The 12264-nt window shown below is 44.4% G+C and carries 8 protein-coding genes; 2 read left to right on the forward strand and 6 right to left on the reverse strand.

The window, feature by feature from the left end; translation table 11 throughout:
- Positions 1-96: 96 nt before the first annotated feature.
- Together JGK20_RS22055 and JGK20_RS22060 are read left to right on the forward strand one after the other, a co-directional pair.
- Positions 97-3069, forward strand: coding sequence for an adenylate/guanylate cyclase domain-containing protein (locus JGK20_RS22055; protein ID WP_293232159.1), 2973 nt, complete (start codon positions 97-99; stop codon positions 3067-3069).
- A gap of 212 nt (positions 3070-3281) precedes the next feature.
- Complete coding sequence (locus JGK20_RS22060) at positions 3282-5345, forward strand: adenylate/guanylate cyclase domain-containing protein (protein WP_293191023.1); 2064 nt, start codon at positions 3282-3284, stop codon at positions 5343-5345.
- Positions 5346-5545: 200 nt separating this feature from the next.
- On the opposite strand, the gene rpmB is transcribed toward JGK20_RS22060, so the two are convergent.
- The 6 genes from rpmB to JGK20_RS22090 all read right to left on the reverse strand — a co-directional run.
- Positions 5546-5782 (reverse strand): 50S ribosomal protein L28, encoded by a 237-nt coding sequence (gene rpmB, locus JGK20_RS22065; RefSeq protein WP_293150949.1) that lies wholly within the window; start codon positions 5780-5782, stop codon positions 5546-5548.
- 277 nt (positions 5783-6059) lie between these two features.
- The gene (gene htpG / locus JGK20_RS22070) at positions 6060-8048 is read right to left on the reverse strand and encodes a molecular chaperone HtpG (RefSeq protein WP_293181104.1); all 1989 of its coding nucleotides are present in this window, start codon (positions 8046-8048) and stop codon (positions 6060-6062) included.
- Between the two features lie 342 nt (positions 8049-8390).
- Entirely contained in the window at positions 8391-9743 is a 1353-nt protein-coding gene (rppB, locus tag JGK20_RS22075; protein ID WP_293232161.1) for a two-component system sensor histidine kinase RppB, read from the reverse strand.
- 269 nt (positions 9744-10012) lie between these two features.
- On the reverse strand, positions 10013-10702 hold the full coding sequence (rppA, locus tag JGK20_RS22080; protein ID WP_293181098.1) for a two-component system response regulator RppA: 690 nt from the start codon (positions 10700-10702) through the stop codon (positions 10013-10015).
- Between the two features lie 171 nt (positions 10703-10873).
- The gene (locus JGK20_RS22085; RefSeq protein WP_293196842.1) at positions 10874-11359 is read right to left on the reverse strand and encodes a hypothetical protein; all 486 of its coding nucleotides are present in this window, start codon (positions 11357-11359) and stop codon (positions 10874-10876) included.
- Positions 11360-11595: 236 nt separating this feature from the next.
- A partial coding sequence (locus tag JGK20_RS22090) for an efflux RND transporter permease subunit (protein WP_293232163.1) occupies positions 11596-12264 on the reverse strand: 669 nt, incomplete at its 5' end.

A 12264-nucleotide genomic window follows, 5' to 3' on the forward strand; every position in this document is an offset into this window, starting at 1 on the left:
AAAAATTGGTATAAGGTGCTTGCTGCACCTACATTGAGGCTAGCAAGGTGCGCGCAGCGCACCCTACATAAACTTATATAAAACTTAAAACTCGACATGAATCTGAACCTAAATCAGTTTCTTCGATTCCCTCAATCCCGAATAGGGCGCTACTTAGCCCAAGTAACTCTCGTGGCGATCGCTTACGCCGTGGGGGCGAGGCTAGCATTTGCAATTCAAGGTGTCAATCCCTTTGCTTCCTCGGTGTGGCCGCCCGCAGGAATTGCACAAGCCGGACTTTTATTGTTTGGCCCAAAAGCCTGGCCTGCGATTGTTTTGGGTATATTTTTCCTCAATTTAGTTAACCCAAGCGAACAGATATTTGCAATTTGGGTGGGAGGCAACGTAGGAGCAGTTTTGCAAGCTGTTTTTGCAGCCACTGTGCTGCGCTGGCTGGGGTTTCGTCCGTCTCTAGAACGTTTGAAAGATGTAGTTAATTTAATTTTATTGGGCGGTTTAGTTTCTACTCAGATTAGTTGCACTATTGGCGCGTTTTCCATATATTTAGCTGGCAAAGTAGATTGGGCAGAATACTGGTCGCTCCGGTGGAATTGGTGGCTGGGAGATGCAATGGGAGTTTTAATTTTAACTCCTTTGATTTTAATATTTTTGCGTCCTAAGGCAACCGCCGATCGCTTAAAAAGACAAACCGAACTCCCTAAAAATTATTTAATTTGGCGGGGAGTATGGTTAATATTATTAATTGGGGTAAGCTGGCTTGTCTTTGAGTCAAAAAATGAAGCTTCTATTTCTCGCTATCCCCTGGAATATTTGCCGTTTCCTTTGATAATTTGGGCGTCGCTCCAATTCGGTCAGCGGGCCGCTGTCTTAGGATCGTTTCTTGTGTCAAGTATCGCAATTTTTGGCAGTTCTCACGGATCTGGGCCATTTATAGCTAAAGCCGAAAATATTAGTCAGGCTATCTTATTTTTACAAGCTTTTATGGCGGTAGTTACGATTACTTCGTTGTTATTAGCCGCGACGGTAGCCGAACGCGCGGAGGCAGAAAAATCTCTGCGAGTAAGCGAAATTAAATATCGAGAATTGGTGGAAAATGCTAACAGTATTATTGTCAAACTATCTCCCGACGGCACGATTACTTTTTTTAATGAGTTTGCAGAAATATTCTTTGGCTACAATCAGGAAGAAATCCTGGGGAAAAGTGCTGTGGGAACAATCATTCCCATGAGCGACATCGAAGGGAATAACTTAGAGTTGGTTTACAATCAGATTTTACAAAATCCCGATCGCTTTACTAGCTATGAAAATGAAAATATTCGGCGTAACGGATCTCGCGTTTGGGTGTCTTGGGCAAATAAGCCGCTGGTTGATGCAGCAGGAGAACTTTTGGGCATCCTCTGCATCGGGACAGATATCACCGATCGCCGAAAAGCTGAAATAGAGCTGCTTCATCTGAACGAAAAGCTGGAAATCCGAGTTGCAGAGCGGACAAATGCCCTGAAACAAAGCGAACTTCAGCTACAGAAACAGAAATCGGCATTAATTGATTTAGCCAAAAATAAAGCGCTGAATCAAGGCGACTTAACCAAAGCGCTTCAAGAAATCACTGAAACTGCTAGCCGTACTCTGGAAGTTGCGCGATCGAGTATCTGGTTGTACGATCGCCCTAAATCCAAGATGGAGTGCCTGGATTTGTTCGATCGCGCCCTCAACCAGCACTCAGAGGGTATGGAATTAGCAGAAGCAGACTATCCTGTCTATTTTCAAGCACTCCGAGAAGAGCGCGCAATTGCTGCCTTTGACGCCCAAAAAGATTTTAGAACTAGAGAATTTGTGGAAGCTTACCTAATTCCGTTAGGCATCACTTCCATGCTAGATACGCCGATTCAGATAGGCGGAGAAACAGCAGGAGTCCTCTGTTTAGAACACGTAGGAATGCCGCGTTATTGGACTATCGAAGAACAAAGTTTCGCTGTTTCTCTAACAGACTCTGTAACTTTTGCAGTGGAAGCGCGAGAACGCCAGCGCGCTGAAGCAGCCCTGCGACAAGCTGAGGCAAAATACCGCAGCATATTTGAAAATGCGATCGTCGGCATCTTTCAAACTACTCCAGATGGAGAATATCTTAGCGTCAACCCAGCTTTAATTCGCATTTATGGTTACAGTTCCTGTGAGGAAATGCTGGAAAAGTTAACTGATATCAACCGCCAGCTATATGTAGACCCGGAACGCCGCGCCGAAGTCATCCACTTAATGCGAACAAACGGCAAAGTATCGGATTTTGAATCTCAAGTTTACCGCCAAGATGGCAGTATAATTTGGATTTCCGAAAATGCTTATACTGTCTGCGACATACATGGAAATTTGCTTTATTACGAAGGTACTGTCGAAGATATCACAACTCGCAAAGAAGCTGAAGCAGCTTTGCGCTTAGAACAAGAAAAATCTGACCGTCTCCTCCTCAACGTTTTGCCGCAAGCGATCGCCGAAAGACTCAAACAAGACCAAAGCATCATCGCCGATACTTTTGCCGAAGTCACAGTATTGTTTGCAGATATAGTCGGTTTTACTCAAATTAGCTCCCAAATTTCTCCGCCGGAATTAGTTTCCTTGCTTAACGAGATTTTTTCGACATTCGATCGCCTAGCCGAAAAGCACGGATTGGAAAAAATCAAAACCATTGGTGACGCTTATATGGTAGTTGGAGGGCTGCCGATGCCCCGCAGCGATCACGCAGAGGCGATCGCCCAAATGGCCCTGGATATGCAGCAGGCAATTATTGACTTCAGCAATACCAACAATCAAGATTTCAGCATCAGAATCGGCATCAACAGCGGCCCGGTTGTCGCCGGAGTCATCGGCATCAAAAAATTTATCTACGATTTGTGGGGAGACACAGTTAACACCGCTTCCCGTATGGAATCTCACGGCTTACCCGGTCAAATTCAAGTTACATCTGCAACTTACGAGCGATTGCAGGACAAGTATTTATTAGAAAGTCGCGGCACCATTGAAGTCAAAGGCAAAGGCGAGATGAACACTTATTTTCTCACAGGAATCAAGTTATAAAATAAGGAAAATGAAAGAGGCAAAAAGGAAGAAGTAATAGTAGTTGTAGGGTGTGTCGCTAGTGAAAAAACCTCAATTTAAATCAATTTTTTGAGTAGCAACGCACCTGTGCTTAGCCCGTACAAACAAAGCCAACAATTCTATTTAAATAATTAAAAATCTCCTAATAGTTTTGACGGTTGGTATAGTTAGTTAAAAATATAAAAGTCACTATGAACCAAAACAAAAATCAATTTATGCGATTTATTCAATCTATAAATTGGCAATATTTAGGAAAAATAGCTGTCATTGCCTTTGCTTACGCTTTAGGAGCTAAAATAGCATCTTCAATCCCCGGCGTGAATAAATTAGCTACCTGCGTCTGGCCGCCCGCAGGAATTGCCCAAGCAGCAGTTTTATTATTTGGTCGGCGCCTTTGGCCGGGAATAGCTTTAGGCGTATTTTTTTACGAGACTCTCAACCTCAAAATATCCTTAATAAATGCAACAATTAGTGCTTTTTGCGGTTGTTTGCAAGCTTTATGTGCATTTACTTTGCTGCAACAGTTCAAGTTTCGCCCCTCACTGGATCGACTAATTGATGTAGTCAGTTTAATCTTTTGCGGTGCTGTAGTTGCCACTCAAATCAACTGCACTCTCGGCACGCTGCGGCTGTGTTTGACTGGTCTTATTGACTGGAGCGAATATTGGGAAATTCGGTGGAATTGGTATCTTGGAGACACCTTAGGAGTTTTGATTTTTACTCCTATGCTGCTAATCTTTTACCAAAAGATAGCGACACGCAATCAACAAAAAATTAAGATTAAAACACTTGTAAATATAATTTTATGCGCCATATGTTTGCTACTATTAATAATAGTCAGTTGGCTAGTATACACATCAAAAACTGATAGTAATCTATCCGGCTATCCCCTAGAATACTTGCCATTTCCGTTGGTGATTTGGGCAACCATTCAATTCGGTCAGCGCGGAGCTGTTTTAGCATATTTTATTGTATCCAGTATTGCCATTTGGGGAGGCTCTCAGGGATCTGGCCCGTTTATTACCAAAGCCATAAATATTAATCAAGCAATCTTATTTTTGCAGGCTTTCATGAGCGTAATTGTAATTACTTCGCTGCTGTTAGCTGCCACAGTAGCAGAACGCGCATCAGCAGAGGATTTGCTGCGGCAAAGCGAAGTTAAGTATCGGGAATTGGTCGAAAATGCTAACAGCATTATTTTAAAACTAGATACAGAAGGTAATATTACTTTTTTTAACGAGTTTGCACAGAATTTTTTTGGTTACAGAGAAGAAGAAATACTGGGAAAACACGCAGTTGGCACAATTCTACCCCAGACAGATACAGGGGGAAACGACCTGGCCGTGTTATTGAGCAATATTTTAAATAACCCGGAACAGTATACAACAAATGAAAATGAAAGTATGCGGCGCAGTGGATCTCGCGTTTGCGTATCCTGGGCAAATAAACCGCTGTTTGATGCGGCCGGAAAGTTCGCGGGGCTGCTGGCAATCGGTACGGATGTCACAGACCGCAGGCGGGCTGAAATTGCGCTTTGCAAGCTGAATGAAGAGTTAGAATCTAGAGTTGAAGAACGAACTAATGCTCTCAATGAAACTTTAAATGCACTGCGAGTTCAACAAGCACAGTCAGAACGGTTGTTGTTGAATATTTTGCCTGAAGAAATAGCAAATCGGTTGAAGCGGGGAGATAGCACGATCGCAGATACTTTTGCTGATGTTACTGTATTATTTGCGGACATCGTAGGTTTTACTCAATTGAGTGCGCGAGTTTCTCCAACAGAATTAGTTGCGTTGCTGAATGATATTTTTTCGACTTTTGACAACTTAGCAGAAAGGCACGGTTTGGAAAAAATTAAGACGATTGGCGATGCTTACATGGTAGTGGGAGGGCTGCCAATTACTCGCCCAGATCACGCAGAGGCGATCGCAGAAATGGCCCTGGATATGCAGCAGGCAATTATTGAATTCAGCAATACCCACAATCAAGATTTTAGTATCAGAATCGGGATCAATACCGGCCCGGTTGTCGCTGGAGTCATCGGTATTAAAAAATTTATTTACGATTTGTGGGGAGACACCGTTAACACAGCTTCCCGCATGGAATCTCACGGTTCGCCTGGGTGCATTCAGGTGACAGTGGCAACTTATCAGCAATTGCGAGAAAAGTATTTTTTTGAAAGCCGCGGTGCGATCGAAGTTAAAGGTAAGGGGAGGATGACTACTTATTTACTGAAATGCCGAAAATTCCTCTAATCCAGGTTTTTCTCTAAAAGTTAAAATTTCCTGGACGCATCAATGCCCAAGAAACCGGGTTTTTTATCTAAATTTAAGGTTATGATGCAGTGTTTATCTAAAAAAACCCGGTTTCTGCCTCAACTTTTTCAGTATATAAAAGTAAGGGCGATCGCACTTTTAATGTATACGATCGCCCTTTGCTCAACTAACAAGATTATTTAAAGCTTGTAAAGATTAATTCCAGCTTCCTTAGCCATAATTTCCAAACCCTTGTGCTCCAAGGTTTTAATCGCCTTCGTAGAAAGGTGTAACTTGACCCAACGCTTCTCCTGCGGCCACCAAATCCGCTTCCACTGCAAATTAGCGCCTTGCAACTTGTGAGTGCGGTGGTGCGAGTGAGAAACCGCAAAACCGTTGTTCGCCTTCTTGCCCGTTAGCTGACATTTCCGTGACATATTGCCCTCCAGACTACTTTTTTTTGATGCAGCCTTTTATTATATATCAACTGCGTAGAACCCCCCTAGCCCCCCTTGTTAAGGGGGGGACAAGAAAACCTCCGATCGCTCTCTCAGCAAGGGAAATCAACTTTTGCTTCCGCAGTTGGCTTGCGCTTGGGCTAAGGTATGTTGTTGGGCTTTAGCCCTCTTTCCTAATCTTATAAAGAGGGCTGAAGCCCAACAACGTACCTAGTTTGTATAAAACCACTCCCCCTTAGCAAGGGAGGGGGGTTAATTACATTGCACGTTCAGTCAATTTTGTCAAGACATGGTTCGATCGCTCGACAAACTCCTGCATCCCTTCAGCATCGAAACCCTTCTGGGCCATCAAAGCCAAGTCATAAACGTGGTGACAAATCATGCTGGCCAACTGCGCCGAGGGAGACTCGCCGCCGCCTTGAATAATCGCACCCTGACTCAAATTAGCCAGATTTTGAATCAGCGGGTGAGACGTATTCACCAGCAAAACGTGTTCATCGGGGAATTGCGCTGCTTGCTGCTGCAAAAGCGCCGTCATATCGCGCATCCGGCGCAAAGCTTCCGGTAACAGAACGATCGCAGGTGGCGCCGCCTCAGCAGAGTCAGACTTCAAAGCTTCTGTGCGGATGTTTACTTTTGGCTTGTTGAGAGCATTTTGGAACAGTTCTTTAACTTGTTCGCTGCGAGTTTTATTAGTCGCCGGATCGACAATTTCGGCTTCTTTTTCTTTGTCAATTAGTGTGTCGTCGATGTCGGAATCCACCCGCGAGAATTTAACATCTGAGTATTCGCGTTCCAAGAAACTGATAAAGTGCGTGTCAATGAAAGAATCCATAAACAGCACTTCTAAACCTTGGCTTTTGTGCAGGGCGACGTAAGTTGCTTGTGACGCAGGTTCTGTGCAGTAAAATACGCGGTTTTCGTGGCGTTTTTGATTGCGTTCCAAATACTCTTTCAGCGTCGTGTAAGGTTGCGTCGAAGTAGAACTGTCCGATTTTGGAGTAACATCTTGCCACAAATCTCCGTCCTCAGTTTGCACCTGCACTTCTGGCGTTGCAATTTCTGGTTTTTCTGCTGTTGGTTCGTAGGTGCTGCGGTAGATTAAGATATCTTCGACTTGTTTTTTGAACTTATCATCGTTGAGAGATCCAAACTTGACAAAAGTGCCGATATCTTGCCAGCAACGGATGTATTCATCGCGGTCGTCGCGGTAAAGTTCTTTTAGGCGATCGCCCACTTTCTTCGCAATATAATCAGCGATTCTTCTGACTGTGCGATTGCTTTGCAAAGAACTGCGAGAAACGTTCAGCGGAATATCGGTACTGTCAATGACTCCCCGCAGCGGCATCAAGAATTTTGGAATAATTTCTTCGCAGTGATCGCTGACAAAAACTTGGTTGCAAAATAGCTTGATATTACCTTGGGTAACATCGACATCCGGCCGCAATTTGGGAAAGAAAAGAATGCCGTTGACAATGAAAGGATAATCTGTGTTCAGGTGTACCCAAAGTAGCGGCTCGTCTTGAAACGGATAAAGATAGCGGTACAATTCTAAGTAATCTTCTTTCTGCAAATTGCTGGCTGCTTCCCGCCAAATTGCCTTATGCTTGTTGAGTTCCTCTCCCTCAAATTTGATCGGAACTGGCATGAAATCGCAGTAAGTTTTGATTAGCTGCTTAATGCGAGTGGCTTCTACATATTCTAGTTCTTCGTCTTGGAGAGTGAGAGTAATCGTAGTGCCGCGTTCGGTGCGGGCGGATTCTGATAGTTCAAAAGCGGGTGAACCATCGCAATACCAATGTACTGCTTGTGCGCCTTCTTGGTAAGAAAGGGTGTCTATGTCTACTTTCTGAGCGACCATGAAAGAAGAGTAGAAACCGAGTCCAAAGTGGCCGATAATTGCGTCGTCGCCACTGCCTTGATATTTTTGAATAAATTCTTCGGCGCTGGAGAAGGCGACTTGATTGATGTATTTTTTTACTTCGTCGGCTGTCATCCCGATGCCGTTGTCGGTAATTGAGAGTGTTTTGTTTTCTTTGTCGATCGCAATATTGATTTGTGGTTCGCCAATGTCGCCGCTGTATTCGCCGGAACGGGAAACCATTTTGAGTTTGGCTATGGCATCGACGGCGTTAGAAATTAGTTCCCGCAAGAAGACTTCGTGGTCGGTGTATAGCGATTTCTTGATAATCGGGAAAATATTCTCGGTATGGATTGAGATTGTTCCCTGTTCTAAAACTGTCATAGATTTTCTCTCTGCTGACTGATGATTAATCACTATTTATTGATTTTGGGCGATCGCGCTACATATTGCCGAAGGGATTACCACAAAAAGATGATTCGGTTTTCCTCACATCTTGCACAATTCTCAATAAGCCTTTCACGGGCGGGCAGGATGCCCAACCCCTACTCCCCACAACAAGATTTAGTTTTTGTCGAACAGGCATCTTGCCTGTTCTTGAAAATGGTGCAAACTATCATCGGCGGGCAGGATGCCCACCCCACAACAAGATTTAGTCTTTGTGGAACAGGCATCTTGCCTGTTCTTGAAAATGGTGCAAGATGTCAGTTTTCCCCACATCATAGCTCACAAAGGCAACCGCAGGACAAAGGTGCTGCCACAGCCCAATTCGCTACGCGCGCTGAGGCTGCCGCGGTGTGCGCGGGCGATCGCGCGGGCGATCGCCAATCCGAGTCCCGATCCGCCGGTATGGCGCGATCGAGATTTGTTGACTCGGTAAAAGCGATCGAATATCCGCCCTAAATCTGCCGCCGCTATCCCAATCCCGGTATCTTGCACCTGAATTATCGCCTCTTGGTGAGTGCAATCTAAGATTACTGTGACTTTTCCGCCAGGGGGAGTGTATTGAATGGCGTTGACAATTAAGTTAGTAACGAGACGGTAAAGTCGATCGGCATCTCCGACAACATTCAATGGATGCTGTACGCGGATTTCGGATGTTAGCGCTACCTGGGAGGATCTCGCCAAAGCAGCCAATTCCTCGACTAAATCGCCCACCAAGTCGTTTAAACAACAAAGCTGAGGGCGATCCTCTTCGAGGGCTTCGCTAACGGATTTCACCTGAGAGTCCATCCGCGCCAACAGCAACAAATCAGTGACTAACTGAGTCAATCGTCGGTTTTGGCGATCGACAGTCTGCAAAATTTCCCGTGCTTCTTTCTCATCCAATTGTGGCATTAACAGCGCCGATTCTACAGTGGCTTGAGATGCCGCTAAAGGCGTTCGCAATTCGTGGGCAGCATCCGCCGTAAACTGTTGGATTTGTCGGTAAGAAGAATAAATCGGTTTCATTGCCAATCCTGCCAGCCACCAACTAGAAAAAACCACCAAAATCAAGGCTGTCGGCAATCCTAATTTCAAAATTAATCTCACTGTACTGAGATAACTGTTGAAGTCTTGCAAGCTCCGTCCTACTTGAAAGTATCCCCAATCTTCCAGGGTGTTTGTGTGCAGTGATACAGAAATTTGGTGATAAATATTCCCTTTGCTGTCAGCGATTGTTTGCCAGTGTTGGGAGTTAAATATCGGCGGCAATGTTTCGGGATAAGCGCCTGCTGTAGCAATCAATTTCCCAGAAGAGTCAAATAAACGAATATAGTAATAGCTTTGGTTGATAGCGCTTAAAATATGGCGATCGGCTAACTGTTCTTTAACGCCGTTAACTCCAATTACGCGGAGGTTTGGCAAAAGTTCATTGACGATTGGTTCTAGGCGTCCGGGTTGCTGTAGCTTGATTTCGAGGCTATCGTGGAGTGTCCCCGCTACCGATTCTAGTTCGCGATCGATCGCAATCCAGTGCGCGTGGGCGATCGCCTTATATACACCAAATCCCAACAAGCTTAAAATCAAACCCATGACTGCGGCGTAGGAAATCGCTAATTGCGATCGAGTGCGGTTAAATAGTTTATTTTGATTCACAATTCATGATTGGGTAATTGGTAATTGGTAATTGGTAATTGATTGGGATGATATTTTTTTATTTACCGCAGAGAACGCAGAGGACGCAGAGAAGGAGAAAAGAGAGAATTAGTAGAAGGGAGGAAAATAAATAGTCTTTTCTGAGTCCGCAAAGGCGGACTTTGTTTGTGTAAATGCGATTTCAACTTTTCTTAGTCCGCGGAGGCGGACATTGTTTGTGTAGACGCGGTTTCAACCGCCGAGTCTAAAAGTAATTTTGAAGGCAGAATTCAACTTTTCATCCGATATCCGACGCCGTGGACAGTTTCAATTAAGTTCGCACAGCCAACGGATTCGAGTTTGCGCCGCAGCAAGCGCACTTGAGCGGCTACTACATTGCTAAAAGTATCTGCGCTGGCTTCCCATATCTGATTCCGAATTTGGTCAGTCGTGACAATTTGGTTCGGATGTTTCATCAAATATTCTAACAATTGAAATTCTTTGTTAGTCAGCGAAATTGTTTGGTTGGTGCCGTTTTGATTGAGATAAAAAGCTGTGCGATTCCCGCAATCTAAGGCGAGATTTCCGATTTGTATCTGTTGGGGCTGTATTTGGGGCGATCGCCTTTGCAGCGCCCGCAACCTTGCTAACAGTTCCGCCATCCCGAAGGGCTTGACTAAATAATCGTCAGCCCCCGCATCCAATCCCGCCACTTTATCTTCCATCCTGTCTTTGGCTGTCAGCATCAAAACTGGCAAAAAACTATGTTTGGCGCGCAATCTTCGCAGCAATTCTATTCCCGACAATCCCGGAAGCAACCAGTCAAAGATGGCTAGGGTGTATTCCGTCCACTGACTATCTAGATATTCCCAAGCTTCATTCCCATCCTGGGCCCAGTCAACTATGTATTTTTCTTGCTTCAAAGTGCGATCGATCGCCTTTCCTAAATCTGGTTCATCTTCAACTAGCAATATTCTCATAAAAAGTAACCTTATGTCGCGCTAGGTACGTAGTTGCGCTTTAGCGCTAAAGCGCAACTACATACCTTTTGAAAAGTACCAATTGCGTTAGGATATAATTAATTCTTCAACTCTAAATTAACAAAACCCCGGTCGATCCGACCGGGTTTTTACAACTAAATTCAACTCAAATTACTGAGTGAATGTAAAACGACCGTCCACTTTTTCTCCCTTAATATCCGCATTCACCTTCACAGGATACTGACCTGGATCTTTGCCGGGAAATACAACAGCGTAATGTTTGCCTTCAGGATCGTATTTGAGAGCTAGGGTTTGTTGCTTTCCACTCGGCAACTGCACTTGTGCTGACACTTTTGCGTCAGGAACCGGTTCCTTTTTATCGCCTTTTTGCAGGTACAAATCTAAGTGAGTTCCAGTAGCTTGTTTTTCAGGTACAAACTCTAAATGGTAAGCTCCAGCATTGACAACTTGACCGCCTTTAGCTCCTTTTGCACCAGCAGGAGCAGCGGCGGGAGCGGAAGAGACAGGTTTTGAGGCAGCAGGAGGGGGTGTTGGAGTGATTTTTGTATCGCTTGCTTCGTCGCCTTTACCGCAAGCTCCCAAAAACAGCAGTCCGATACTGCCGAGAATAATTAAACTTGATTTGATCGTTTTCATGTGCTTGACTCTTTACGGACAATTATTCGTAAATTATGGCATTTTAAAACAGGGCGTCAATCGATTTTAGATTTTAGATTTTAGATTTTAGAGGCGACTCCACGGATAAATTCGGGGGCTTGAGGATTTTCGATTTGGGATTGATTCCACGGATAAATCACGTGGCGGGTACCATGAAGAAATTCGCTTGTCAAGGAAAATCATCAAAAAATCTTCAGCAATAGCCCGAATCGTTGCTAGAAAGCACTTAAACCAGTTTTTTCATCTTCAGCAACAGGCTCAGGTTGTTGAGGTCGTAAAAATTTCCCAAATTGAGCATACAAGGCTGGCAAAACTAACAGAGTTAACGCCGTAGAAGTAAACAATCCTCCTAAAACTACGATCGACAAAGGTTGTAATATTTCTTTTCCTGGCCCGCCTTCTAAGACTAACGGTGCTAAACCCAAAGCTGAAGTTAAAGCGGTCATTAAAATGGCGTTGAGGCGTTCCATCGAGCCTTTAACAACGGCTTCTTGAAAGGGCATTCCTTCAGCAAATTTAGAGTTATAGTTGTCTACTAACAGCAAGCCGTTGCGGGTAGCTACGCCGAATAATGTGACAAACCCAACCAGGGAAGCGACGGAAATTATACCGCCAGTCAAAGCTACAGCAATTACTCCTCCAACTAAGCCGATCGGCAAATTGATCATAATCATCGCAGTTGAAGCGATCGACTTAACGGACAAGTACATCAAGACGTTAATGACCAAAAAAGCGATCGCGCTAAACACCATAATATTCTGCGAAGCCCTTTGTTCCGCCTCAAATTGACCGCCGTACTGGATAAAATAACCAAACGGTAACTGCACCTCCCGCTTGACTTTAGCTTGAATTTCATTCACAACCGATCGCAAATCCCTACCTTT

Source organism: Microcoleus sp. PH2017_05_CCC_O_A, from assembly GCF_020738785.1.
GTDB lineage: Bacteria > Cyanobacteriota > Cyanobacteriia > Cyanobacteriales > Microcoleaceae > Microcoleus.